The following is a 24,617-nucleotide window of genomic DNA, read 5'->3' as shown; positions in this document are numbered from 1 at the left end:
AGGTGCGCGATACAACGCTCCTTGTTGAAGCCCTCAAGGTCTCGGCCTACACCGTGCCCACGACGGCAGCGGAAGGCGACGGAACCTTCGCCTGGGACAGCACCACGATGGTTTTGGTGCAGGCCGAGGCCGGCGCGTGGACCGGCCTCGGCTGGACTTACGCGCCGGCCGCCTGCGTCGAGCTCATCAAGGAGCTCCTCGAGCCGGCCGTCAACGGGCTGAGCGTTTTCGACGTTCCCGCCGCGTCCGAAGCCATGGCGCGGACTGTGCGGAACGCATCGCGACCCGGGCTGGCCGCCTATGCGATTTCCGCCGTCGACTGCGCGCTGTGGGACCTCAAGGCCCGGGTCCTCGACCTCCCGCTGCACCGACTGCTGGGCGCGGCACGCTCCGAAGTGGACGTGTACGGCAGCGGCGGATTCACCACGTATTCGGAGGAACAACTGCGGGACCAGTTGGAACATTGGACCATGGTGCAACAAATCCCGCGGGTGAAGATCAAGATCGGCCAGGACCGCGGGACCAGCACGGCGCGGGACCTTTCCCGGATTGGGCAGGCCCGATCGATTGTGGGCCCGAACGTCGCGCTCTTCGTCGATGCCAACGGCGCGTACACTGCGAAGCAGGCCGTGCGGGTCTTCCAGGCCGCGGCCGACCAAAATATCGTGTGGTTTGAAGAACCGGTCTCGAGCGACCATCTCGACGGACTCCGCGAGGTCCGCCAACTGATCACGGCTGACGTCGCCGCCGGCGAGTACGGCACGGACCTCTTCTACTTCGAGCGGATGTGCGCGGCCGACGCCGTCGACTGCCTCCAAGTGGACGTGAGCCGTTGCGGCGGGATCACCGAGTGGCTCCGGGTTGCGGCCGTTGCCGCGGCGCACGGACTGGAAATCTCCGGACACTGTGCCCCGAACTTGTCCATCGCGGCGGCCGCGGGCACCCCCAACTTCCGTCACTTGGAATGGTTCCACGACCATGTCCGAATAGAGGACATCTTCTTCGATGGCGCCGCCGACCCGCAAGGCGGGAGCGTCCGCCCGGCTGACAACCCCGGCAACGGACTCACCTTCCGCGAACACGACGCGCTTAAATACCGGGTAGGCCGCCCATGACAGCCAGACAGTCCGACGTCGACGTCCTTTTCCCTGCCCATGTCCTGCGCGACTACGCCCTCCTCGGCGACGGCGAACGCGGTGCGGTGATCGGGCCGCGCGGCGACGTCGTCTGGATGTGCGCGCCGCAATGGCACGATCCGGCCGTGTTCGCGTCGCTCATCGACGGTCCCGGGGCGTTTGCCGTGACGCCGCTGAACCCGCGGTACGTCTGGGAAGGGCACTACGACGACGGCACGCTCATCTGGAACAGCCGCTGGGTCACGACGGACGGGATCGTCGAGTGCCGCGAAGCGCTGGCCATGCCGGGCGATCCGTCGACGGCCGTGCTGATGCGGTGTATCCGGGTCATCTCCGGGAACGCGCCGGTCCGGGTCGTACTGCAGCCCAAGCCCGGTTTCGGGCGGGAACGACTGGACCTTTCAAAAGAGGATGACGGCGCGTGGTCGGGTTCGGGCGGCGGCTTGCGGCTTCGCGTCAGCGGACTTGGCCGGGCGAACCTCGTGGACGGCGTCTTGCGGGAGGAAATCCGGCTTGCGCCCGGCGATGAACACCATCTGGTGCTGGAGCTTTCGAGCAAGCCTTTACCTGCCCGGGCACCTGAATCCGCGAGTCTCTGGGCGTCCACGGAACGGGCCTGGGCTGCGTTGGCCCCCGAAATGACCTCATCGGTCGCACCAGCGGACGCTCGGCGCGCGTACGCCGTCCTCCGCGGGTTGACCAGTTCCTCCGGCGCCATGGTTGCGGCGGCGACCATGGGGCTGCCCGAGCGCGAAGCTGCGAAGCGCAACTACGACTACCGCTACGCCTGGATCCGCGACCAGTGCTTCGCCGGCTTGGCCGCGGCCGCGAGCGGGGCCATGGATATTTTCGACAGTGCGGTCCGCTTCGTCGGCGAGCGCTTGTTGTCGGACGGCCCCTCGTTGAAGCCCGCCTACACCGTCACGGGCGGCCGCGTTCCGGACGAGAAAGCGCTCGACTTTCCCGGCTATCCCGGCGGGACTGACACGGTTGGCAACTGGATCAACGGGCAATTCCAGCTGGACAACTTCGGCGAAACGCTCCTGCTTTTCGCAACGGCGGCCGACCACGACCGCCTCGACAAGGTGACCTGGACCGCCGTCGAACTTGCCGTCGCGGCGATTGAAGCAAAATGGACCGAGCCCGACGCCGGTATGTGGGAGCTCGAAAACGAATACTGGACCCATTCGCGGTTGTTGTGCGTCGCCGGCCTCAAGGCCATCATCCGGCACGCCCCGACCGCGCAAGCGGCCTCGTGGGAATCGCTCGCCGACAAGATCTTTGATCAGGCCGCCGCGACCTGCATGCATCCGAGTGGTCGGTGGCAACGATCAGCATCGGATGAGCGGATCGACTCAGCGCTCCTTCTCCCCGCAATCCGCGGCGCCATCCCTCCGCGCGATCCCCGCTCTCTTGCCACGGCGGCCGCGGTACGGAAGGAACTCTTCGACGACGGCTATGTCTACCGTTTCAGCCACGGGCCCGGTCGCCTCGCTGAAGCAGAAGGCGCATTCCTGCTGTGCGGCTTCAACCTCGCCCTCACCGAACACCTGCAAGGCAACACCGTGGAGGCGTTCAGACTCTTTGAACGCAACCGAGCCGCCTGCGGCTCGCCGGGGCTGTTCACCGAAGAATTCGACGTCGAACAGCGGCAGCTGCGCGGAAACTTTCCCCAAGCGTTCGTCCATGCGGCCATGCTCGAAACAGCCCACCGCCTTGCCGGACCACCGGCGTCGTGAGGATTATTCAAACACCACTGAGAGGAGGGGGCATGGCCCTTGAAGATATCACGGCCCAGGCGTCCCAAGGCCTGCCGCTGAAGGTTCCCCGGTCCAAGGGACGTATTGTCGTCAACTGGATCACCTCCACGGACCACAAGACCATCGGGTACATGTACCTGATCGCGTCCTTTGTGTTCTTCTGCCTGGGCGGCGTTATGGCGCTGCTGATGCGTGCGGAGCTCTTCGAGCCGGGCATGCAGATCCTGCAGACCAAGGAACAGTACAACCAGCTCTTCACGATGCACGGCACGGTGATGTTGCTCATGTTCGCGACGCCGCTCTTCGCCGGCTTCGCGAACGTCGTCATGCCGCTGCAGATCGGCGCCCCCGACGTCGCCTTCCCGCGGCTGAACGCGCTGGCCTTCTGGTTCTTCCTTTTCGGCTCCACGATCGCGGTGTCCGGGTTCATTACGCCGCAGGGTGCCGCGTCGTTCGGTTGGTTCGCCTACGCACCACTGAATAACACCACCTTCACTCCCGGTGTGGGCGGTGACTTGTGGGTCTTCGGGCTCGCGTTGTCCGGTTTCGGAACGATCCTGGGTGCGGTCAACTTCATCACCACGATCATTTGCATGCGCGCTCCCGGCATGACGATGTGGCGCATGCCGATCTTCACCTGGAACACCCTGGTGACGGCGATCCTGGTCCTGATGGCATTCCCGCCCCTTGCTGCCGCCCTGTTCGCGCTGGGCGCGGACCGCCGCTTCGGTGCCCACATTTACGACCCCGAAAACGGCGGAGCCATCTTGTGGCAGCACTTGTTCTGGTTCTTCGGCCACCCCGAGGTGTACATCATCGCGCTGCCGTTCTTCGGCATCGTCTCTGAGATCTTCCCCGTCTTCAGCCGCAAGCCGATCTTCGGGTACAAGGGCCTGGTCTACGCGACCATCTCCATTGCCGCCCTGTCGGTGACGGTGTGGGCGCACCACATGTATGTCACAGGCTCGGTGCTGCTGCCCTTCTTCTCCTTCATGACGATGCTCATCGCGGTTCCCACCGGCGTGAAGTTCTTCAACTGGATCGGCACCCTGTGGCAGGGCTCGATCACCTTCGAAACCCCGATGCTGTGGAGCATCGGCTTCCTGGTGACGTTCCTCTTCGGCGGCCTGACCGGCGTCATCCTGGCCTCCCCGCCGCTGGACTTCCACGTCTCGGACTCCTACTTCGTGGTGGCGCACTTCCACTACGTGGTCTTCGGCACCGTGGTGTTCGCGATGTTCGCAGGGTTCTACTTCTGGTGGCCCAAGTGGACAGGCAAGATGCTCAACGAACGCCTCGGCAAGATCCACTTCTGGCTCCTGTTCCTGGGCTTCCACGGCACCTTCCTGATCCAGCACTGGCTCGGCGTCGAGGGCATGCCCCGCCGGTACGCGGACTACCTGCCCCAGGACAACTTCACCTGGATGAACCAGTTCTCCACCATCTCCTCCTTCGTGCTCGGCGCCTCACTGCTGCCGTTCTTCTGGAACGTCTACATCACCTGGCGCAGCAACAAGAAAGTGGAAGTAGACGACCCTTGGGGCTTCGGCGCCTCGCTCGAGTGGGCTACATCCTGCCCGCCGCCGCGGCACAACTTCACCTCCCTGCCCCGCATCCGTTCCGAACGTCCCGCTTTGGACCTCCACCACCCGGAACTTGCCAACGCCAAGACGTCTTCGCCGCACTCAATGCCGTCTGCGTGAATCAGGACACGGTGTACGGGCCCGAAGGATCGGGGTGGCGTTGCTGCCCTGCCGGATCCGGGCAAAGATGCCATGGCTATGGCCACTGCTCCATCGCCAAAGGAGATCAGCGCAAAGGTGCCGAGAAACTCCGAGAGCAGCTCACCCCATGTACCGCTGAGTTGTTGAGGCCGCTGCCATTCCTGGCTGGATTGCCAAGCTTCTTGGTTGCGCACCGGGTGCTGTTATTTGCGGACCTCTGCCGCGCGCCGTATCCCGACCGAGCCGCGGCGGATCAGGGTCGCCGTGAATTTGGGGGCAGGTGTCCGGCGAGGCAGGCCCTGAATTTGGCGGATCAATGCCTTGGCCGCGGCCACGCCCATGTTGTAGACGGGCTGGGCGATAACGGTCAGCGGCGGGGTAGTCAGGCGCGTCCAGGCGAAGTCGTCGTACATCAGGAACGACACGTCCGCGGGAATGGCCAGGCCCAGTTCCTGTATCGCCTCCACGATGCTTAGCGCGATCAGCCCGTCGGACGCGACGACCGCGGTGGCCGGGTCGGGCATGAGGAGCACCTCGCGCGTAACGCGGCGGATCGATTCCGCGTCTCCGGCGTTCAGCCGCACCAGATCGACAGGGAAGTCAAAACCGCCTTCGCGGTAGGCCTGCTGCATGCCTTCGAGACGATCCGCGATCTGCGATGAATCAAGGAGCATTCCAGCCCGGTACGAAGATTCGGTCCTGAGCGTGGAGATGAACGCGATGCGGCGGTGTCCGGCCTGAAGAAGGTACTTGGTGGACTCGTGTGAAATATCGGCCATATCCACCGCCATGGTCTCCACATCCATTGGCCCGGCATTGCGGTCCAACAGCACCAAGGGGCGTCCGGAATCCTGCACACTTTGCAGGTGCCGTGTTGCCACCGAGGACGCCGGGGCCACGATCAGGCCATCAACGCGCTTGTCCAGCAGTACCCGGACGGCGTCCACTTCGGCTGCCGTGTCCTCGTCAGTGTTGATAAGGATGACGTTATAGCCACTCTTCTTGGCCGTGTCCGTGATGCCCCGGGTGGCCAGGCCGAAGTGGGGATTTTCGATGTCACCGACGACTACCCCGATGGTGTTCGATTTGCCCGTGTTCATGCTGCGGGCCAGCTCGTTGGGCCGATAGGAAAGCTCCTCTGCCGCCGCAAGAACCCGGCCCCGGACTTCTTCGCTGACGGCACCGTAATTGCCCAGAGCCCTCGCGGCCTGGGCCTTGGACACCTGCGCCGCTCGCGCGACGTCGGCAACCGTGATCTCGCGCCGTCTGGAACCGTTGCTGCTCATGCATGCCTTCCGAAAGGGCCTTGACGGCCAGTGTGGCTTGGGTTACATTTTTAGCAACCCCGATGTGAGTCCGGTCTCAATCCTAGCCGTTGAGACCGGACTCAGCAAGGGAATTCATGAAGGCCTTAGGCCGCTTCCTGCTTCTGACGATTGGAACATTTGCTGTGACTAAACGACTGAACTTCCGTCCCGGGGTGATCGTCGCGGCTGCTGTCGCGGCCCTCTTGGCCCTGAGCGGGTGTGGCGGAGCAACCACCGCCTCGTCCCCATCTGCCGGGAACCCATACGGCTTGATCGAACCCGGCACCATCCGCGTTGCCAGCCTTGGCGACGCCAAGCCCTACACGTTCACGGACGCGACCGGAAACTTCACGGGTTTCGACGTCGAACTGTTCAAAGACGTCGCACACCGCGCCGGAGTGGACAAGGTCGTCTTCACCGGACAGGACTTCTCGGCGATTTTGCCAGCCGTCGCCAACGGCCAGTTCGACGTCGGCGTCGCAGCCATCGGCATCACGGACAAGCGTAAGCAGACCGTGGACTTCTCCAACGGCTACCTCGCCGGATACCTGACCGTCCTGACGACCAAGACCTCAGGGATTAAGAGCACCAATGACCTGGCTGGCAAGCGGCTCGGCGTGGTCCAGGGAACTCTTCAGGAGGCGTACGCGGTGAAGAATTTCCCCACCGCAAACCTGGTGCGCTTCCCGGACAACAACGCTGCGATCTCGGCAGTGAACAGCGGCTCGGCAGACGCCCACTTCCTTGACTACGAAGCCGCAAAATCCTACGAGCAGCAGTTCGGCCTGGTCAGCGCCGCCGATATTCCCTCCTTTGACGCGCCGGCCGGCTTCGCGCTTGCCAAGGACAAGACCGCCCTCAAGGACGCCCTGAACAAGGGGCTCGCCGCGGCGATGGAAGACGGCACCTGGAAGAAGCTCTACCAGAAGTGGTTCCCGGGCTCCCCCATGCCTACCCAGTACTTGCCCAAGGCCGAACAGACCGCCAGCCCGGCGCCCAGCAAGTAAACCACCTGCCAGCAGGCGGGCGGACCGCAGCCGGTCCGCCCGCCCGACAGCCAACTAAGTGTGAGAGCAAACCATGGACTGGTTTAGCACCATCACACGTACATTCTTCGATTTCGGCGCTATGGCCGAAGTCCTGCCCCAACTGATCGGCGTCGGGCTCCTGAACACCCTGATCATCTCCGTGGCCGCGACCATCATCGGCGTCGCACTGGGCATGGTCGTTGCCGTCATGGGGATCTCCTCCTCCAAGTGGCTGCGCATCCCCGCCCGCATCTACACGGACCTGTTCCGGGGTCTTCCGGCCATCCTGACCATCCTTCTGATCGGCCAAGGCTTTGCCCGCCTGAGCCAATCGATCTTCGGCCCCTCCCCCTATCCGCTCGGCATCATCGCGCTGGCCCTGATCGCCAGCGCCTACATCGGCGAGATCTTCCGCGCCGGCATCCAGAGCGTCGACAAAGGCCAGGGTGAGGCCTGCCGCGCCCTGGGCATGAGCTACGCCAAATCCATGCGGCTCGTGGTAGTGCCGCAAGGGATCCGCCGCGTCCTGCCGGCCCTGGTAAACCAGTTCATCGCGATCGTCAAGGACTCGTCGCTGGTGTATTTCCTGGGCCTGCTGGTCGGCGAACGCGAACTCTTCCGCGTCGGCCAGGACGCCGCCGTCCTCTCCGGAAATTTGTCGCCGCTGGTCATGGCCGGCGTCTTCTACCTGGTCATCACCGTCCCGCTGACCCACCTGGTCAACTACTTCGACGCCAGATTCCGCACCGGCCGCCGGAGGGCAACTCCGCCCACCAGCGGGTTGAAGGAAGTCACCGAACTCGACGCGGCATCGCCGCTCATCACGGGGAGCAACACATGAGCCTCACCAACAACACCTCACGCCGCGCCGCGGCTGCGACGATCGAGACCTTCCACGGCTCGTCCCTCGAGCTGAAGAACCTGACCATGGCCTACGGCGACATTGAAGTCCTCCGCAACGTCAACCTCACCGTGGCACCGGGCACCACCACATGCATCATCGGGCCTTCCGGTTCAGGCAAGTCCACCCTCCTCCGGGGAGTCAACCGCCTGCACGAACCCAAGAGCGGCGACGTCCTCCTCGCCGGAGAAAGCGCACTGAAAGTCAACCCCGACATCCTGCGGGCCCGCATCGGCATGGTGTTCCAGCACTTCAACCTCTTCCCGGACCACACCGCACTTGAAAATGTGGCCCTCGCCCTCTGGAGCGTCAAGGGCATGCCCAAGGCAGAAGCACGTGAACGCGCACGCCACCGCCTTGCGGAGGTAGGGCTCGCCGAACGTGCCGACCACAGGCCTCGCGACCTCTCCGGCGGCCAGCAACAACGCGTCGCCATCGCCCGGGCCCTGGCCATGGAACCGGAGGTCATGCTCTTCGACGAAGCCACCAGCGCCCTGGACCCGGAACTGGTCAAGGGCGTCCTGAACCTGATGGCCGGACTCGCCAAACGCGGCATGACCATGGTCGTCGTGACCCACGAAATGGGCTTCGCCCGGAAAGTCGCCGACCAGGTTGTCTTCATGGACGAAGGCGAAGTCGTCGAAGCCGGCACCCCCGCCGAGCTCTTCGACAACCCCAAGAGCGAACGCCTCCGACGCTTCCTCTCGGAGGTGCTCTAAATGGGTCACGCTCCCGCGGCTATCAGGACCGCCGTCGTCGGCTACGGGGTGTCTGGCAAAGTCTTCCACGCGCCCCTGATCGCAGCGGACCCCCGCTACTCCCTCGACGTCATCGTCACCGCCGACCCCCACCGCGCCGCCGAGGCCGCAAGGCTTCACCCGCACGCACGGATCATCCCGACCCCGGAGGCACTTTTCGCCCACAGCGGCGGGCTGGACCTGGTCATCCTCGGCACGCCCCCGATCACCCATTTCGACCTCGCCGCGACCGCGATCGCGCATGGCCTGCACGTCGTAGTCGACAAGCCGTTCGTCACGACCTCGGCCCACGGTGCAGAGCTCATCGCCCGGGCAGCCGATGCCGGGACTCAGCTCACGGTATTCCAGAACCGGCGCTGGGATGCGGACTTCCTCACCCTCCAAGCCCTGATCCAGGACGGCGCCCTCGGTGAGGTCCGCAGCGTCGAGTCACGCTTTGAATGGTGGCGCCCTGACGGGTTCGGGAACTGGCGCGATACGGCACCCCTCGCCGAAGGAGGTGGCATCCTCCACGACCTCGGCGCCCACCTGATCGACCAGGCAATCCAATTGTTCGGACCCGTCGAGGACTGCTATGGGGAAACCGCCAACCACGGACCCCACCCGGACGCTGCCGACACCGAGGCGTTCGTGTCCCTGCTTCACGCCTCGGGAGTGCGGACACGGCTCTGGATGAACGGCATGGCGGCCCGGACCGGACCGCGGTTCCACGTCCTCGGTTCCAAGGCCGGCTACACCAAGTGGGGACTCGACCGCCAGGAACCGGCCCTCGCCGCCGGCATGGCGCCGACAAATCCCGCCTACGGCATCGAACCGAGAGAGTCCTGGGGCGTCTTGGTCGTCGACGGATCAGCCGTCCCGGTCCCGGCAGAGCGGGGCGCATACCCCCGGTTCTATGCAGGACTCGCCGAGGCAATCCACAGCCGCGGGCCGCTGCCCGTGGACCCGGCAGAATCCCTGAACGTCATGCGGATCATCGAAAAGATCCACGCCTTCGCCTAGCCGGCACCGAACCCGGCAGCCGGCACCCCCGACACAACACCAAGAAAGCGACACCCATGTCCTCCACAGCTTCCACCAAGCGCGTCGCCGTCATCGGCGGCGGCATCCTCGGCGTCTCCACCGCCGTCCACCTGCTCCGCGAAGGCGCTTCCGTGATCCTGCTGACCGAGCGGGGCCTGGCCAGCGAAGCCACCGGACGGTCCCTGTCCTGGCTGAACTCCGCCGGAGAACGCTCCACTCCCTACCACCAACTCCGGGTCGCCGGCATGGACCGGTACCGAACCCTCTTCGCCTCCGACCCCGGCCGCGACTGGCTCCAGTTCGGCGGCGGCCTCATGTGGAACACCAGCGGACACGCAGCCGACACCCAAGCACGTCACGCTTACGAAAAATCCATCGGTTACGACTCCAACCTGCTGCGGCCGGCGGACATTGCATCAGCCACTCCCGGGATCGACCCGAATGCAGTGCCCGAAAACGCCATCTTCAACCCCGGCGAGGGCTGGGTCAGCCTGCCCGACCTCGTGGACTTCCTGATGGAAGAATTCCATGCCCGCGGCGGTGAGCTGGTCCTGAACGCCGGCAAGGTATCCGTCACCGTCGACGCCGGAAGGGCCACCGGCGTCGAAACCGCCGCGGGCGGGACCTACGAGGCGGATGCCGTGCTGGTGGCCTGCGGCGCCGCGACTCCCGCCGTCCTCGCACCGCTGGGCGTCGACATCCCCAACGGCTCTCCCGTCTCGATGCTCGTGCTGACCAAACCCGTGGACCACGAGCTGAAGTCGGTGCTGAACACCCCGCGGGCCGCCGTCCGCCCCAACCCCGGCAACACCCTGGCCCTGGACCACGACTGGTACGAAGAACACATCACCGAACACACCGACGGCTCCTTCAGCATCCCCGACGACATCGTCCAGGAACTCGCCGATGAAGCCTCCAAACTCATCATCGGCAACCCCGACCTCAAACCCGCATCGTGGAAGATCGGTTACAAACCCATTCCTGGCGACGGCGAGCCGATCCTTGGCGAACTCGGTCAAGTACCCGGCTGCTTCGTGGCCTTCACGCACTCCGGAGCCACGCTCGGACTCATCGCCGGCGAACTACTCGCCGGCGAGATCGTCACCGGCAAAAAGCACCCGATGCTGGCCACCTTCCGGCCAGCGCGCTTCTCCTAGAGCCACCACCATGGCAGGAGCCTCACGAAGGCTCCTGCCATGGTGAGCCGTTCGGGTCAGAGTGTCGGTCATGCCCTTCGTCCCCGCAAGACAACAGCCCTGAGGTGCTCCGGCAGCCGCCCTCTCGACTGCTTCGGCAAAGATGTGGAGTTCCTCAAGGCCATGGCACTCGGTGAACCGTAGTCAACTTCCCGCCCTTGACAGGATTTTCCGGACGGTGCCTGCGGCGCGTGCCTCCTGAAGACGGGCCAACCTCAGGGCCCGCCAGCTGCCCGCAGCACAGACTGTCAGTATGCTTACTGGACGCCGATCAGCGGCGATGAACAGGAGCGAGTTCCACAATGAGCAGGCCCGTGCGCATCGAGGTCAAGGCCGCAGGCCATTTGGGCCACGTCTTCGCCTCCCGGCAGCCCGTAGGTACAGGGGCAACGGGACCCGCCGTCGTGCTTTTACACGGCATCGGCGTCTCGCACCGCTACCTCCAACGGCTCCACGGGCTGCTGGCCCTGACTGTTGACACATATTCGATCGACCTGCCGGGCTTCGGCGGGACCCCGGCTCCTGAGCACGTGCTTACGGCTGCGGAGCACGCGACCTACGTCTTGGGCGCCCTTGAGCAGCTGGGAGTGCTGGAGTTCGTCGTCGTCGGCCACTCCATGGGTACGCAGTTCGCGGTCGAAGCAGCGCGGCAGCAGCCGCAGCGGATACCGCATGTGGTCCTAATGGGCCCGGTGGTCAACGACCAGCGGCGGTCCGTGGCGCGACAGGCGCTGGCGCTGGCCCGGGACTGCCTGTTCTTTGAAAGCCCATCCTCTAACGCCATCGTCTTCACCGACTATCTTCGCTGCGGGCCGGGCTGGTACCTCAAAAACCTGAAGGTCATGATGGACTACCGCATCGAGGCCAGGATCGGTGGGGTGAGGGCACCTGTCCTGGTGCTGCGCGGGGCGCATGATCCCGTGGCCCCGTCGGAGTGGTGCCGCCGACTCGTGGCCGGGGCGAGCACAGCGCAGTATCTCGAAATCAGCGGAACAGGGCACGTGGTTCAACACAACCGCGCCAACGAGGTGGCGGACTCTATCCTCGCCTTCGCCGGCATAGCGGGTACCGGGCGTGAAACGACCCAGGAACATACCGGGTGAGCAGCGTGTTCCGGATGGCGGACGGTGGGTGTGGACTACGTCTACGCCTCTGGCCGTCAGCTGCGCAGCGCGGTCTCCCGGGTCAGTCCGGGCGAGTTCCTCAGTGGTAGTGCAGTTCCGTCCACGATTGCTTCGCACAGCCAGCGGGCCAACTGCCAGCGTTCCGGGGACGCATTTGTTAGGACGTTGCGCTTATGCTTGATGAAGGGTGATCCAGACCGTGCAGTCCGAACGTCGGCTGCAGCGTTGCCCGTTAGCGATACGGGGCACAATCATGGCACCCACGTCCACCGCTGAGCGCTCCAAAGCACGCGCAATTCAGCCAAACCCCGTTGTCCAGAGCTATTCAGAGCTCTTGAAAAGCGTGAAGTCCGCGGGCCTCCTCGAGCGTCGCAGCGGCTTCTACATTTGGGTTTTTGTGGCCCTCATGCTTCTCATGGCCGGAACTTGGCTCGGGTTCGCCTTGATCGGCGAGTCCTGGTACCAGCTCCTGATCGCGGCCGCCGTCGGCATCCTCTGCACGCAGCTGAGCTTCCTGGCCCATGAGGCCGGACACAAGCAGATCTTCGCCTCACGCCGCGCAAACGACTGGTCAGCCCGAATCCTTGCCACTGGAGTGGCCGGCATCAGCTACTCTTGGTGGGAACAGAAGCACGGCGCCCACCACAACCACCCCAATGTCATCTCCAAAGACCCTGACCTCCAGAACAACGCCCTGGTCTTCCACGAAGACGCTGCAGCCGAACGAAAGGGCCCCCTGGCGTTCCTGACGAAGAAACAGGGCTGGTTCTTCTTCCCCCTGCTCACACTGCTTGGACTGAGCCTCCAATTCGACTCGTTGCGCTTTGTCTTCAGCAAGCAGAACGTTCGCCACCGCCCGGTTGAGACCCCTATCCTCATGGCAAGGCTTAGCGCCCTTCCCGTCCTGGCCTTCACTTTCCTGCCCATCGGGATGGCCTTTGCCTTCCTCGGCGTCCAGATCATGGTCTACGGCTTCTACATGGGGGCCTCCTTCGCGCCCAACCACAAGGGCATGCCCGTCCTTCCGAAAGACAGCCGGGCGGATTTCCTCAACCGGCAGATCCTGACCTCACGCAACATTTCCGGCGGCCGCTTCATGGACTTCCTTCTCGGCGGACTCAACCGTCAGGTGGAACACCACCTGTTCCCGGACATGGCGCGGCCCCAGCTCCACAAAGCAGCAACGATCGTCCGCGAATTCTGCGCCAAACATTCCGTCCCCTACACCGAAACAACCCTGGTGCAGTCCTACAGCATCGTGGTCCGATACCTCAATGACGTGGGCCTGGCAGCCGGCCGTGGCTTCGACTGTCCCGTAGCCTCGACGCACGGACGCTTCTAGACGTTCCACACCCGTGTGGACCAAGCATGCAAGGCAGAAAGGAGCTTCGCAGTCGCCGCAGCGTGGAGCTCAGAACTACGGGCGACGGAACGCAACGGATTTCGCCGGAGACTCCCCGAAACGGCGCCTGGAAGGTACGAACAAGCAACGGAACCCGCAGGCACAACCGCCAACCGGAACGAACTTCTGGCCGGCGTCGCCGAACTGATGCTCAAGGAACTGGAAGTGTTTCCTGACGGTACGAACTGGCAGGAGCAGCTGCGCCGGATTGCCCACGAACTGCGCCGGGTATGCCTGCCGCACCCGAACGCCGCACCCCTGCTGGTGACCGGACCCCTGTCCACGCCCTTGGGGCTGCGCCCTGCCGGGACCCTGCGGCCGGTGGAACAGATCGTGGGGATCCTCATCGGCGCCGGTTTCGCGCCGGCAGACGCCCTGCGAATCTACCGCGCTTTCTACGGATACCTCTACGGTCACGTCCTCAACGAACTCCAGGAACTGATCGCCGACCCTGAAGAAAACGAAGCCCTCCTGCGCCTCGGGCTCCAGCGCCTGCCCATGCGCGAATTCCCTCACCTACGCCGCGTCGCCCCCGAACTGCTCGAATACGACGGCGAACAGGGCCATGCTGGTCAGCTTCGGTTCAAAAAGGGCTGCTACACGGATGTCGTCGTAGCCGATGAGTCTGACGGAATCGGCGGGTACCCCGTGTTTCCGCAGGGCCCGGTAGAAGCCGAAAGCGCCGCTGTCCAGCCGCGGCTCTCGTCGGAACCAACTGGCCATCAATGGTTCCACGCGCAGCTCCGTTGGGCATCCCATCAAGGACGGCGAACGAGACATCGGCAACAACCGTCTTCCTTCTCGATGTCACCTGTTGTTCCTCTACTACCGCCTGCCCCACCCCGGTAGGCTCAGCTTTATGGAGAATTCAGAGTCGAGACCGGACACCGAAGAGCTCAGCGTTCATGACTGCTGGAAGTACCTTCGTTCTTCCTCCGTCGCTAGGGTTGCGGTCGTCAACGGTGACAGCCCGGAGATTTTCCCTATCAATTACGTGCCTGACGAGGGGACGGTAGTCTTTCGGACGGGACCCGGTACCAAACTGGGTGCCGTCCTGGCCGGCCGAATGATCGCCCTAGAAGCCGATGGTTTCAATACATACGGCACAATTGCATGGAGCGTAATCGTTAAGGGACATGCAGAAATTGTCTCCGTAGACGAAGAACTGCAGGCATTTTCCTCAATGGAACTCTCGCCTTGGGAGCCTGGCGCCAAAGACCACCTTATCCGGGTAACGCCGACGGAGTTGACCGGTCGCAGGTTCGTTATCAGCCCACCATCCCGATGGTGGCCCCCACGGGATTCCTGACCACTGCTCAGGGAAACCCCCAAAACGGAGAACGAGAGCCTCCGGGATCTACCCCGTCATTCGCATGCTGGAAGGGGGCGGGCGGTTTTCGCCCAGAGCTGCCGGGAATCGATCCCGAGGAAGATGTTGAAATCATTCTTGGCGATACCTCCTGAAAAATCGGGACGACGATGTTTCTGTGTATGCGCACTGCGCCCTCCAGAGAAGAGACACCGATTGCTTCCGCCCGTGTCAAGGCTATTGTCCATTCGAGCGGGCTCAGCATTCATGCAAACGGGACGGAAAGGTAGGAGGCGTCCTTTTGGTTGGTGTTGCCTTTGAAATTTAGCTTGGTTCCACGCGGAGATAGCTCGATTCGGGTTGTGGCCCGCCGTGTCGGAGGGTTGCGGAACTGGGCGGCTCTAGACACCTCGACCGATCAAATAACGAGGCCCAAACACCTAATGAACCCGACAACTCGCGACACCAACATCGGACTGGACACCCAGGATGGGCGGAGCGTGCCACAGGCCGGGGTGTGACTTTCGGCCCTACAACCTGGGAGAGCTTCGGGTGAGGCTAGCAGGATACCGGAATCACCCTTAACGCGGGGAGGAAAGTCATGGGCGAGGAAGCACGCAGAGCAAGGATCGTTGTTGGCGTCGATGGATCCGAAGCCTCCGTCGAGGCACTGCGGCAGGCCCAGAGGCTTGCGGTGCCATTGGGAGCGCAACTCATGGCCGTCGCTTATTGGGAGTTCCCTCAGGTCTATGGCGGCTACTTGGCCATGGGCATAGATAACTTCGAGGAAGGAGCCGGACAGGTCCTCAAGGAGTCCTTGGATAACGCGTTCGGTCCGGAATTGCCGGACAACGTCGTCTCACGCGTCGTCCGTGGTCACGCCCGGGAATCCCTTATCGAGGCTAGCCGGGAAGCGGACATGCTCGTCCTCGGCAGGCGTGGCCACGGTGGATTTGGCGGCCTGCTGCTCGGGTCGGTGAGTTCAGCCTGTGTTGCCCACGCCCATTGCCCGGTTCTTGTGGTCCACGTTCCGGAAAGTAGCTGAACCATGGCAGTTGCCGAAGAAGAACGGGGCGTCGAATCGGACAAGCTGGAATCCTCGTGCCCGCCCTTCCTCCGGGGAAGAACCCCTCGTTCTACTTGGTGTTCTTGACCCGGCGTATGCGGATGATGATGGTCGGGCAGGCCAACTGGGCAAGGACAGCGTGGGCGGTTGAGCCCAGCAAGAGCCGCTTGATTCTGCCGCTGCCGCGGCTGCCGAGGACCAGTAACTTCGCCTTCGATGCTGCTTCGGTGAGGGCTTGGGCCGGTGGATCGCTGGCCAGGACTTTGTGGACGACGAGGTCGGGATACTCTTCCGCCAGGCCGGCAATTGTTTCGGCGAGGACCATCCGTTCTTCTTCCATGAATTGCTCGACGAAGCTGCCCTCGGGCAGCCCCTTTTGCAACCAGGAGCCGGGCATCGGGAAGGCGTGCAGCACGGTCAGCTCCTCTCCTTCGCGGTCTGCCTCGGATGCAGCAAAGGCTACCGCTTGGGTTGATTCCTCCGACCCGTCCACTCCGACGATGACGCCGTGGCGGTTCTTCAGTGGGTCTTCGCCGACGACGGCCACCGGACATAGCGCCACGGAAGCGATCTGGAGGGCTCGGTCGGTGACCCGGCCTCCGGCCCTGACATGGGTCCCGGAGCCTATGACCACCAAGGAGGCTTTCTTGGATCTTTTGCGGAGGGCATACCCTGCGGTGCCGGAGACCAATACCGTGCGAACGTCAACGGTCGGTTCCAGCCGGGCCGCGTGGGCTTTGGCCGTGGTCAGAAGTTTTGTCGCTGCCTTGCTGGCCACCTCGTTGTAGACAAAGGCTTCGGACATCCATCTGTCATCCACGGCGTGCACGAGCCTTACTGGCAGCTTCAGGGCCGCGGCCCGATGCATTGCCCACGTCAACGCGGCCTCATTGGCCCCAGAATCGTTGATGCCGACAACTATTGGTTCTTTCACGACATGTCCGCTCTTCCTTAAGAACTATCTTGACCCGTTACCGACCTGTGCAGGTTCAGTCTCCGTCCCGATGCTTCTGAGCGTTAGGGCCGGAAGTCCCGCCGCATAGTTATCGGTTGAACGCAGGCGTCCGTGGCGGTGCTTCGGCTCCCCCTCGGGACTCACTTCCAGACGTTCATTGCAGGGGCCGGGGCCGGGCGGCGCCTTTCACGCTGGTCTCCTGAAGGTTGGACGCAGACCCGGCATCGGCCGTGGCCGGATGCCGGCGACGACCGTCCAGTCCTGCCAACGGTTCCACTTCTTCATTTAGATTGTGTTCCTTTGATCGATCGCGGTGTTTTGCTTGCCGCCCCGGCGCCGGGGCGAGGCTCGTCGTGCTCGCTTGAATCAGGCGTGTGGACAACAAGAACGGGGCAACGCGCGTGGGCGACGCAGGCTGCGCTCACCGAACCGAGGAGCAAGCCGTTGAACCCGCCGTGGCCGCGCCGTCCGACAACCAGCAAGGAGGCGAACCGGCTGGCGTCGATGAGGGACTGCCGGGCGGAACCTAGGACAAGCCTGGTCCGGACGTTCGGAGGCAATTCCGGGCCGAACGCCTTCGTCATCGCGTCGTGGAGGATCTCGGATGCTTGGTGGCTGAATCCGTCCCGCCCCATCATTTCGTAGGCCTCATGTCCAGCGGGGAAATCCCAGCAGATCCAGCCTTCGACGCTGATTCCCAGTGCTGATGCAAGGCGGTGGGCTTCGCGCAGGGCCTCGACCGAGGCATCCGAGCCGTCGACGCCGACGACGATCTTGTCATGCGGGGTTCGCGTGGCCATGAGGTTCCTTTCCGTTCCCGCGGTTTCTCTAAGAATGCGCAGATGGTGGTGCCGTCAAAAAGGGTCGAAAGTCATGGCACCGGCCTGGGTCCTTTGGCCCTTGTTTACCAACGGGGGCCAATGAACAATGACATAGCCGGGCAACCATGACGCCCCGGCGGGACAGCGGCCCAGCGGCTGCCGGACAGGAGGATCATGGAACGCCCAGTACCACCCCTGAGCGACGCCCGGGCCGCTGGCGCGCCGCCGATCCGGGTCTATGTCCTTGACGATCATGAGCTTGTTCGCCGGGGGCTTCAGGAACTGCTGGAAAGCGAGGGCTTCGTGGTGGTAGGCATGTCCGGTTCCGCGGAGGAGGCCGCCCGACGCATTCCCGCCTTGCGGCCGGACGTGTCAGTCCTGGACGCGAGGCTGCCCGACGGCACCGGCATCGAAGTATGCCGGGAGGTGCGTTCCGTCGACCCCACCCTCAATTGCCTGATTCTGACCAGTTACGACGACGAACAGGCCCTGCGCGGAGCGGTGCTCGCCGGTGCCGCGGGGTACGTCCTGAAAGAAATCGGCGGCACCGACCTGATTGGAGCCCTTCACAGGGCCGCGCGCGGTGAATCGCTGTTTGATGCGGCAGTGAAGGCGAGGATCATCCAGGGACTTACTGAACCCAAGCGTGTGGATCCCAGGGTTGCCTCATTGACGCCGCAAGAGAGGCGGGTCCTGGATCTGGTCGGGCAGGGCCTGACAAACAGGCAGATCGGAGAAGTCATGCAGCTCGCCGAAAAAACCGTGAAGAACTACGTGTCCTCGATGTTGGCGAAGCTGGGATTCGAACGCCGCACCCAGGCGGCCGTCTATATTGCCCATGGACCGGAACCCGGCTCCGGGCCAGTCCGTTGAGGTAACGGCGCACAGTATCCTCAGTGGACCGGTACGGACCACAACACAGTAGTGCCCTTCGTCGGGGCGCTGGTCACCTCAAAGGAACCGCACAACTCCGAGGCGCGCTGTTCCATGTTCGCCAGGCCATTTCCGGGCACGGCGTCCCTGAAGCCCCTGCCGTCGTCGTCGATGACTAAGGTCAGGATGCCGTCTTCCACCGACACTGACACGCTGATTGCCTGCGCGTCCGAATGACGGACCGCGTTGCTGAGCCCTTCGGAGATGACCGCCAGCGCGTTGGAGACTGTTTCGTCGTCCAGCACGGAATCGACTTCTCCATTGAGCGTCAGGCGGGGGGCGAAGGGCAGCGACCTGGTGGCAGTGCGGACAGTCTGCAGAATCCGGCTGCTCAGCAACTCTTGTTCGCCCGAAGAACGCAACGAGTAGATGGTGTTCCGGAGGTCCCGGATGGTCTCATCCAGCTCCGCCGTGACCGCATCAATCCGGTTCAGGGCAGGTTCGCCTGTTGTGAACCGCCGAAGACTCTGGATGCTGAGTCCGGCAGCGAAAAGGCGTTGGATGACGAGGTCGTGCAGGTCCCGGGCAATGCGGTCCCGGTCCGAGAAAACCAGCAACTGTTCACGTAGCCGGTGAATCCGGTCAAGCTCCAGGCCCAAGGCCACATGTGAGCCAAAGACGGCCCCCATCTCCACATCCGTCTTAGCGAATGGCCCCGTTCCAGGGCCTCGAACCAGAAACAGGAGCCCATGGTGAGCTCCGTGGGCGCTGAGATCGATCGCCAAGAGCTTTCCGAGGGATACGCCGGCAGCCGGGCTGAGGATGTCTCCGGCATCGTCCAAACAGGCTGGCGTCCCGGTGGCGGCGACTGACCTGATGGCGGGCGAATCCATGGGCAAGATGCTCCCCGCGAAACTGGCGCTGCCCGTCCCTGCGGCCCCCGCAACGCCGTACGACCCCACGCCGCCGTCCGGAATGAGGATCAGGGCCAGCTGGGAGTCCGATTCCCGGAGCGCCCTGTCCGCGATAAGGTCCAGTCCGACATTGTCCGAATCGGCGATCTGGCCATCACCGAGCATCCGACCGGTCACGTCCATGCACGCTTCAAGCCAGGAAGCGCGACGGCGGGCGTCTTGGTAAAGGCGAGCATTCTCGATGGCGACGCCAGCAGCCGCAGCCAACGCCACGGCAAGATCCTCGTCCTCCGAGGTGAAATCGCCGCCGTCTTCCTTTTCCGTCAAGTAAAGATTGCCGAAAACGACGTCACGAACGCGCACCGGGACGCCGAGAAACGACTTCATCGGTGGGTGGTTTGCTGGGAATCCGTAGGACTTCGGGTGCTCACGCAAATCATGAAGGCGAAGCGGCGCAGGTTCGCTGATCAGCAGACCGAGTACACCGTGCCCGGTAGGTAGCGGACCGATGCGGCGTGCAAGGTCTCCGTCGATGCCCACTGTGACGAAGTGGCTCAGAGACTTGTTCTCCCCGATGACACCCAGCGCGCCATATCGGGCATGCAGAAGCCGACATGCGGATTTGACCACCCTCTCCAGCACGGATTCAAGGCTCAGGTCTTCCGCAACCGCCACCACGGCTTCCAGAAGCCCCCGCATGTGTTCCTGGGCATGCAGCAGCTCTCCTGCGCGGGCCAGAAAGTCCCTCAGTAGGTCCTCGATCCTGATCCCGGTGACAGGCGGACGCTCAGCCCTCTCGGGCTCTGGGATAGAGCCGTTCATCTACCCCCTTCCGAGGTGACCACCCGCACGGGGCAGATACCCGTGTCATGGCAGGCCCCATATCCCATGCCAGACTACTCCCGAGTCCCGCGTTCGCCCATACGCTCATGGGGTGAGGGTCTTTGTGCCCTGTTTTCGGCTCCCGCCGGGGCGTAGCCTCTGCGACATGACGAACAAACCATCAACCCCTGCGCCGGAGGTCCTGCAGCCGCAACAATGCTGGGAGCTCATGCGTGGCGTTTCGGTAGGACGCCTCGCCGTGTGGGTGGAAGATCATCCGGACATCTTCCCGATCAACTACAAGGTGGACCACGGCACCCTCGTATTCCGGACCGGAGAAGGAACCAAGCTCCACTCGGCCCTGGGAGAAACCGCGGTTGCGCTGGAGGCCGACGGCGTCAACCCGGATACCGGGGTGGCGTGGAGCGTAGTCGTGAAAGGGGAGGCTGTCGCCATCAAGCTCACCCAGGAGGTGCTTGATACTGTCGGGCTTCTCCTTTTTCCCTGGCAAGCGGGCCGAAAAGACCACTTCATCCGCATCGTCCCGACGTCGATCACTGGACGCCGATTTACCGTCACCCCTCCCCTGACATGGTGGAGTCCCCTGGACGACGCCACCCGGGCCGGACTCGAATGACGGGGCGTCCTGCCGGGCCTAAAGCCCCTAACGACGGCGGACAGCCGCCGGTAGCGTCAGGGACATGAACCCCCAATCAGCGGATGCGGTCGAAAGACTGAGCCCGGAGGAATGCTTGGAACTGCTTGGCCACGCCACCGTTGGTAGGCTGGCCGTGATTGTCGGGAAGCATCCGGACATTTTCCCCGTGAACTACGTCGTGGACCGTGGATCCATCGTCTTCCGGACAGGCGTCGGCACGAAATTTTGGAGCACGATGCGGGACCCCTGCGCACTCGAAATCGATGGCTTCGAGGCGGGTTCCGGGAAAGCCTGGAGCGTCGTCGCCAGAGGACCGGCGCACCTCATCGTCGACCTGCAGGAAAAGGCCGCAGCCGATGCCCTCCACCTGGATCCTTGGCAGCCGGGGAGCAAGAGCCACTATTTGCGTTTGACGTTGGATGCTCTCACCGGTCGACGGTTCAAGGCCACCAGGCCTGACATCTGGAACACTCCCCTGTGGGATGCCCGCTCGGAGCTGTTCCACTAACTTTGCTGCCGGCGTCGCCGGCGGTACTGCTTGTCTTCCTGGATGGAGCATCATGAAAGCACTCGTTTATAAGGGCCCCGGAAAGAAGTCTTGGACCGACGTTCCTGATCCGCACATCGTCAACCCCACCGACGCCGTCGTCCGTGTCGATACCACGACGATCTGCGGTACGGACCTTCACATTCTCAAAGGTGACGTTCCAGCCGTCCAGGAGGGACGGGTCCTCGGGCATGAGGGCGTCGGAACGGTCACGGAAGTGGGTTCCTCGGTCACCGGCCTCAGGGCCGGGGACCGCGTCCTCATCTCCTGCATCAAGTCCTGCGGGCACTGCGAGAACTGCAAGAGGGGCCTGTACTCACATTGCGCCGGCGAGGAAGGCCAAGCCGGAACAGGCTGGATATTCGGCCACCTCATTGACGGCACCCAAGCCGAGTATGTGCGCGTCCCCTACGCTGATAACTCGCTCTACAAATTACCCCGCGGAGTCACCAACGACGAGGCGATCATGCTGTCCGACATTCTGCCCACGGGCTTCGAAATCGGAGTCCAGGCTGGTCACATCAAGCCAGGTGACGTCGTCGCGGTCGTAGGAGCAGGCCCCATCGGCCTGGCAGCGATAGCCACATCAGGCCTCCACGGCGCCGCCACCATCATCGCCATCGATCCTGACGAGGGGCGACTTGCCCGGGCCCGGGAGTTCGGCGCAACAGGGACGGTGAACCCGTCCAACCCGGATTGGATCAGCGACGTCATGTCCTACACCGACGGCGAAGGAGTGGATGTCGCCATTGAAGCAGTCGGAATCCCGGACACCTTCGACATGGCCTTGCGGCTCGTCCGCCCCGGCGGGAATGTCGCCAACATCGGCGTCCACGGAAGATCCGTCGAACTGCGCCTCCAGGACCTCTGGATCCGCAACCTCAACATCAGCATGGGCTTGGTCAATACCAACACCACCCCGATGCTGTTACGGCTGGTGGCCCAGCACAAGATTCCCGCCGAGAAATTCGCGACCCACCATTTCACCCTGGATCAGATCATCGATGCCTACGACACCTTCTCAAGGGCAGCGGAAACACACGCCCTGAAGGTCATCCTCAGCCGGGATAACGCGGGTCCTGGCCGATAGCCTGCAGATCGGGGCGGGTTATCAACGTCGGGCACTGGACATTAAGCAGCACGTGCTGAGCCACGGAACCGACCAGCACGCGGGCCCCGCCCCTTCCTTTGCAGCCCATGACCAGCAGGCGTGCACGCGCACTGGCGTCTAGGAGGACTTCGGCCGGAGCGCGCTCAAGGTCCAGGATGCCACGGATGACCAAACCCGGGTGCCGCCGCTCCATTCTCCGGACCGATTCGGACAACAGCCCGTGCCCAAGGTGCTCAGACCCTGAAGGGTCAGCCCCGCGCACTGACCTACCGGACGAAGATGGAACAGGACCAGGGCCGCCACCGGCATGAACGACCGCGAGTACTTCTCCCATTCGCTCTGCCTCGTCAGCTGCATACTCGACGGCGAATTCGGAGTCCCGGGAGCCATCGACACCAACCACCACGCCGGACGAGTCACGCGCTGAAGGAGCTGGAACAACCGCAACGACGCAATGGCTGATCACCGCAATCTGAAAGCTGACAGAACCGAATCCTTCGCCGTGGTTGCCAGGACGCCGATCGGTTCCAACGACGACCATTTCCGCGCCTGCGGAAAGCTTGCGCATGGTCTCGGCGGGCTCTCCCGAACTCAGTGTCGTCAGCACCTCCAAGGAGGGAAACCTTGCGGCGATCCGTGCTGTCTCCCCTTTCAGCAGGTCCTTGGCCTGCGCGATCGCCTCCGTGTGGAGAGCCTTCTCCGGGAACGCCCAAGGCTCGGGAACGGCATGGACCAGGTTGAGCTGAAGTCCAAGGTCACGGGCCCGTTCGGCAGCCCAGTCCGCAGCAGCACCCCCTGCCACGGACCCATCGACACCAACAAGAATCTTCTTCACGAGCGCACGTGCCTTCCTGGAAGCAGTAGCGATCCCCTGCCCAGTCTTGTTTGCCGCGTCGGTCCACTGCAAGGGCCGTAAGACCCTCCCCGCGAACGCGTTTGCCGGGTTATGGTCCTGAGGGGATCGGGTCCCATGGCCCGGTGCTGGGTGGGCTTCGTGAAAGGACATCAGTGTGCTGATCCTTGTGTTGAATCCAGGTTCCTCATCCTTGAAGTACCAGCTGCGGCGGAGCGGAACACCTGGCACGAAGACTAGGATCCTGCTGGATCGGGTCATCGACAGCCCCAGAGAGGGCACGCTGAATCCTGGTTTCCTGGAGAACGTGTTCGACGTGGTCGACGCGGCGGTCCCGCACGCTTACCGTGGAACCGGCATCGACGCGATCGGTCATCGAGTGGTGCATGGCGCTGATCACTTCAGCTCTCCTGTCCGCGTCACCCCCGAGGTTATTGCGACCATCGAGGAACTTGCCGAGTTAGCGCCGCTCCACAACGCGGCAAGTGTGGCGTGCATGCATGCAACCGCCGCCCGGTGGCCGGACACACCGCAGGTAGCCGTCTTCGACACGGCCTTCCACCACACCGTGCCCGAATACGCCTCCCGCTACGCCATCCCGGAAGACCTCTCCACGAAATACGGGATCCGGCGCTACGGCTTCCACGGGATCTCCGTCGAGATCGCCTGCCGCGAGGCCGCGGCGTTCCTCGGAGTCCCGATGACTTCGCTCAACGCCGTAGTGGCACACCTTGGAAATGGCGCCTCCGTGACCGCCGTCAAGAACGGCCGCAGCATCGACACGTCCATGGGAATGACCCCCTTGGAAGGGCTGGTCATGGGTACACGTTCCGGTGATCTTGATCCCTCCATTGTCACGCTGCTGCAGCGCCGCGGCCTCGGACCGGACCAAGTCGATGAGCTCCTCAACCATCGGGCGGGCTTGCTGGGCCTGTCCGGATCAGCCGACATGCGCACCGTCCAGGACGCCGCGCAACACGGCGATCCCCGGGCGCTCCTCGCCACCGAGATGGCCGCCTACCGGCTGGCTAAGTACATCGCCGCCTACAACATGGTTGTCGGAACGGCCGGAGTCTTGGTCTTTACAGGCGGGATCGGTGAGCATTCCGGTCATTTCAGATCCCAGGTGATGGCGCTGCTCGGGCCCCTTGGCATCAGCATCGACGAAGCTCGCAACCAGACGGAAAACAGCGGTATCCGTGCCATCAGTACCGACGAATCAGCGTTTCCCGTCCTCGTGGTCCCCAGCGACGAGGAACGGGCCATCGCGGAGGCGACGGCCGCCGTCGTACTTTCGAAAGATCCAGCGATTCGGAACTTCTAAGGCCA

General features: G+C 63.6%; 23 protein-coding genes. 18 read left to right on the top strand and 5 right to left on the bottom strand.

Going from position 1 to position 24,617, the window contains the following annotated elements; genetic code table 11:
* The first annotated feature begins 2 nt into the window (after positions 1-2).
* Genes J2S96_RS01210 through ctaD form a run of 3 tightly spaced genes read left to right on the top strand, consistent with a single transcriptional unit; the run spans position 3 to position 4,599 of the window.
* Entirely contained in the window at positions 3-1,115 is a 1,113-nt protein-coding gene (locus J2S96_RS01210) for an enolase C-terminal domain-like protein (protein ID WP_306859081.1), read from the top strand.
* Positions 1,112-2,875, top strand: coding sequence for a glycoside hydrolase family 15 protein (locus J2S96_RS01205; protein ID WP_306859079.1), 1,764 nt, complete (start codon positions 1,112-1,114; stop codon positions 2,873-2,875). The genes J2S96_RS01210 and J2S96_RS01205 overlap by 4 nt, the downstream gene beginning before the upstream one ends.
* Before the next feature lie 32 nt (positions 2,876-2,907).
* A complete protein-coding gene (gene ctaD, locus J2S96_RS01200) occupies positions 2,908-4,599 on the top strand; it encodes an aa3-type cytochrome oxidase subunit I (protein WP_306859077.1) in 1,692 nt (563 codons plus the stop codon).
* 224 nt (positions 4,600-4,823) lie between these two features.
* On the opposite strand, the gene J2S96_RS01195 is transcribed toward ctaD, so the two are convergent.
* On the bottom strand, positions 4,824-5,906 hold the full coding sequence (locus J2S96_RS01195; RefSeq protein ID WP_306859075.1) for a LacI family DNA-binding transcriptional regulator: 1,083 nt from the start codon (positions 5,904-5,906) through the stop codon (positions 4,824-4,826).
* 164 nt (positions 5,907-6,070) lie between these two features.
* Between J2S96_RS01195 and J2S96_RS01190 the strand changes: the two genes are divergently transcribed.
* The 10 genes from J2S96_RS01190 (at position 6,071) to J2S96_RS01145 (ending at position 15,713) form a co-directional block, all read left to right on the top strand.
* Positions 6,071-6,934 carry an ABC transporter substrate-binding protein gene (locus J2S96_RS01190; protein ID WP_370872959.1) on the top strand — a complete coding sequence of 288 codons (864 nt, stop codon included), beginning with the start codon at positions 6,071-6,073 and terminating at the stop codon, positions 6,932-6,934.
* Between the two features lie 73 nt (positions 6,935-7,007).
* On the top strand, positions 7,008-7,796 hold the full coding sequence (locus tag J2S96_RS01185; protein WP_306859072.1) for an amino acid ABC transporter permease: 789 nt from the start codon (positions 7,008-7,010) through the stop codon (positions 7,794-7,796).
* The gene (locus J2S96_RS01180) at positions 7,793-8,575 is read left to right on the top strand and encodes an amino acid ABC transporter ATP-binding protein (RefSeq protein ID WP_306859070.1); all 783 of its coding nucleotides are present in this window, start codon (positions 7,793-7,795) and stop codon (positions 8,573-8,575) included. Before J2S96_RS01185 ends, J2S96_RS01180 begins: the two co-directional genes overlap by 4 nt.
* Positions 8,576-9,616 (top strand): Gfo/Idh/MocA family protein, encoded by a 1,041-nt coding sequence (locus J2S96_RS01175; RefSeq protein WP_306859068.1) that lies wholly within the window; start codon positions 8,576-8,578, stop codon positions 9,614-9,616.
* Between the two features lie 56 nt (positions 9,617-9,672).
* Positions 9,673-10,794 (top strand): NAD(P)/FAD-dependent oxidoreductase, encoded by a 1,122-nt coding sequence (locus J2S96_RS01170; protein WP_306859067.1) that lies wholly within the window; start codon positions 9,673-9,675, stop codon positions 10,792-10,794.
* A 341-nt stretch (positions 10,795-11,135) separates the two neighbouring features.
* A complete protein-coding gene (locus J2S96_RS01165) occupies positions 11,136-11,936 on the top strand; it encodes an alpha/beta fold hydrolase (RefSeq protein ID WP_306859065.1) in 801 nt (266 codons plus the stop codon).
* 274 nt (positions 11,937-12,210) lie between these two features.
* Positions 12,211-13,299, top strand: a complete 1,089-nt coding sequence (locus tag J2S96_RS01160) for a fatty acid desaturase family protein (protein ID WP_306859064.1) — start codon at positions 12,211-12,213, stop codon at positions 13,297-13,299.
* Between the two features lie 15 nt (positions 13,300-13,314).
* Positions 13,315-14,208 (top strand): TetR/AcrR family transcriptional regulator C-terminal domain-containing protein, encoded by an 894-nt coding sequence (locus tag J2S96_RS01155; protein ID WP_306859063.1) that lies wholly within the window; start codon positions 13,315-13,317, stop codon positions 14,206-14,208.
* Between the two features lie 10 nt (positions 14,209-14,218).
* The gene (locus J2S96_RS01150; RefSeq protein ID WP_306859062.1) at positions 14,219-14,668 is read left to right on the top strand and encodes a pyridoxamine 5'-phosphate oxidase family protein; all 450 of its coding nucleotides are present in this window, start codon (positions 14,219-14,221) and stop codon (positions 14,666-14,668) included.
* A 601-nt stretch (positions 14,669-15,269) separates the two neighbouring features.
* A complete protein-coding gene (locus J2S96_RS01145) occupies positions 15,270-15,713 on the top strand; it encodes a universal stress protein (protein WP_306859060.1) in 444 nt (147 codons plus the stop codon).
* 91 nt (positions 15,714-15,804) lie between these two features.
* On the opposite strand, the gene J2S96_RS01140 is transcribed toward J2S96_RS01145, so the two are convergent.
* Both J2S96_RS01140 and J2S96_RS01135 read right to left on the bottom strand, forming a co-directional pair.
* Complete coding sequence (locus tag J2S96_RS01140) at positions 15,805-16,668, bottom strand: universal stress protein (protein ID WP_306859058.1); 864 nt, start codon at positions 16,666-16,668, stop codon at positions 15,805-15,807.
* A gap of 302 nt (positions 16,669-16,970) precedes the next feature.
* Positions 16,971-17,489, bottom strand: a complete 519-nt coding sequence (locus J2S96_RS01135) for a universal stress protein (RefSeq protein ID WP_306859056.1) — start codon at positions 17,487-17,489, stop codon at positions 16,971-16,973.
* Positions 17,490-17,684: 195 nt separating this feature from the next.
* On the opposite strand from J2S96_RS01135, the gene J2S96_RS01130 reads away from it, so the two are divergent.
* Positions 17,685-18,383, top strand: a complete 699-nt coding sequence (locus J2S96_RS01130; protein ID WP_306859054.1) for a response regulator — start codon at positions 17,685-17,687, stop codon at positions 18,381-18,383.
* 20 nt (positions 18,384-18,403) lie between these two features.
* Here J2S96_RS01130 and J2S96_RS01125 read toward each other — a convergent pair whose 3' ends face one another.
* Complete coding sequence (locus tag J2S96_RS01125) at positions 18,404-20,119, bottom strand: sensor histidine kinase (RefSeq protein WP_306859052.1); 1,716 nt, start codon at positions 20,117-20,119, stop codon at positions 18,404-18,406.
* 166 nt (positions 20,120-20,285) lie between these two features.
* Between J2S96_RS01125 and J2S96_RS01120 the strand changes: the two genes are divergently transcribed.
* The 3 genes from J2S96_RS01120 (at position 20,286) to J2S96_RS01110 (ending at position 22,414) form a co-directional block, all read left to right on the top strand.
* On the top strand, positions 20,286-20,756 hold the full coding sequence (locus J2S96_RS01120) for a pyridoxamine 5'-phosphate oxidase family protein (protein ID WP_306859050.1): 471 nt from the start codon (positions 20,286-20,288) through the stop codon (positions 20,754-20,756).
* 64 nt (positions 20,757-20,820) lie between these two features.
* The gene (locus tag J2S96_RS01115) at positions 20,821-21,285 is read left to right on the top strand and encodes a pyridoxamine 5'-phosphate oxidase family protein (protein WP_306859047.1); all 465 of its coding nucleotides are present in this window, start codon (positions 20,821-20,823) and stop codon (positions 21,283-21,285) included.
* A gap of 52 nt (positions 21,286-21,337) precedes the next feature.
* On the top strand, positions 21,338-22,414 hold the full coding sequence (locus J2S96_RS01110; RefSeq protein WP_306859045.1) for a zinc-dependent alcohol dehydrogenase family protein: 1,077 nt from the start codon (positions 21,338-21,340) through the stop codon (positions 22,412-22,414).
* Here the strand turns inward: J2S96_RS01110 and J2S96_RS01105 are convergent.
* Complete coding sequence (locus J2S96_RS01105; RefSeq protein WP_306859043.1) at positions 22,383-23,270, bottom strand: universal stress protein; 888 nt, start codon at positions 23,268-23,270, stop codon at positions 22,383-22,385. The two genes, J2S96_RS01110 and J2S96_RS01105, sit on opposite strands and share 32 nt — an antisense overlap.
* 175 nt (positions 23,271-23,445) lie before the next feature.
* Between J2S96_RS01105 and J2S96_RS01100 the strand changes: the two genes are divergently transcribed.
* On the top strand, positions 23,446-24,612 hold the full coding sequence (locus J2S96_RS01100; RefSeq protein WP_306859041.1) for an acetate/propionate family kinase: 1,167 nt from the start codon (positions 23,446-23,448) through the stop codon (positions 24,610-24,612).
* The last annotated feature ends 5 nt before the right edge of the window (positions 24,613-24,617 follow it).

It is taken from the genome of Arthrobacter bambusae (assembly GCF_030812595.1).
Taxonomy (GTDB): Bacteria; Actinomycetota; Actinomycetes; order Actinomycetales; family Micrococcaceae; genus Arthrobacter; species Arthrobacter bambusae_B.
The sequence above is the reverse complement of the archived record's forward strand: the minus strand, read 5'-3'. Positions and strand labels throughout refer to the sequence as shown.

Bases quoted from the DNA above. Each gene is read 5' to 3' on its own strand.
- J2S96_RS01205 (WP_306859079.1), top strand. From the start codon at position 1,112: ATGACAGCCAGACAGTCCGACGTCGACGTCCTTTTCCCTGCCCATGTC.
- ctaD (WP_306859077.1), top strand. From the start codon at position 2,908: ATGGCCCTTGAAGATATCACGGCCCAGGCGTCCCAAGGCCTGCCGCTG.
- J2S96_RS01195 (WP_306859075.1), bottom strand. From the start codon at position 5,906: ATGAGCAGCAACGGTTCCAGACGGCGCGAGATCACGGTTGCCGACGTC.
- J2S96_RS01185 (WP_306859072.1), top strand. From the start codon at position 7,008: ATGGACTGGTTTAGCACCATCACACGTACATTCTTCGATTTCGGCGCT.
- J2S96_RS01180 (WP_306859070.1), top strand. From the start codon at position 7,793: ATGAGCCTCACCAACAACACCTCACGCCGCGCCGCGGCTGCGACGATC.
- J2S96_RS01175 (WP_306859068.1), top strand. From the start codon at position 8,576: ATGGGTCACGCTCCCGCGGCTATCAGGACCGCCGTCGTCGGCTACGGG.
- J2S96_RS01170 (WP_306859067.1), top strand. From the start codon at position 9,673: ATGTCCTCCACAGCTTCCACCAAGCGCGTCGCCGTCATCGGCGGCGGC.
- J2S96_RS01165 (WP_306859065.1), top strand. From the start codon at position 11,136: ATGAGCAGGCCCGTGCGCATCGAGGTCAAGGCCGCAGGCCATTTGGGC.
- J2S96_RS01160 (WP_306859064.1), top strand. From the start codon at position 12,211: ATGGCACCCACGTCCACCGCTGAGCGCTCCAAAGCACGCGCAATTCAG.
- J2S96_RS01150 (WP_306859062.1), top strand. From the start codon at position 14,219: ATGGAGAATTCAGAGTCGAGACCGGACACCGAAGAGCTCAGCGTTCAT.
- J2S96_RS01145 (WP_306859060.1), top strand. From the start codon at position 15,270: ATGGGCGAGGAAGCACGCAGAGCAAGGATCGTTGTTGGCGTCGATGGA.
- J2S96_RS01135 (WP_306859056.1), bottom strand. From the start codon at position 17,489: ATGGCCACGCGAACCCCGCATGACAAGATCGTCGTCGGCGTCGACGGC.
- J2S96_RS01130 (WP_306859054.1), top strand. From the start codon at position 17,685: ATGGAACGCCCAGTACCACCCCTGAGCGACGCCCGGGCCGCTGGCGCG.
- J2S96_RS01125 (WP_306859052.1), bottom strand. From the start codon at position 20,119: ATGAACGGCTCTATCCCAGAGCCCGAGAGGGCTGAGCGTCCGCCTGTC.
- J2S96_RS01120 (WP_306859050.1), top strand. From the start codon at position 20,286: ATGACGAACAAACCATCAACCCCTGCGCCGGAGGTCCTGCAGCCGCAA.
- J2S96_RS01115 (WP_306859047.1), top strand. From the start codon at position 20,821: ATGAACCCCCAATCAGCGGATGCGGTCGAAAGACTGAGCCCGGAGGAA.
- J2S96_RS01110 (WP_306859045.1), top strand. From the start codon at position 21,338: ATGAAAGCACTCGTTTATAAGGGCCCCGGAAAGAAGTCTTGGACCGAC.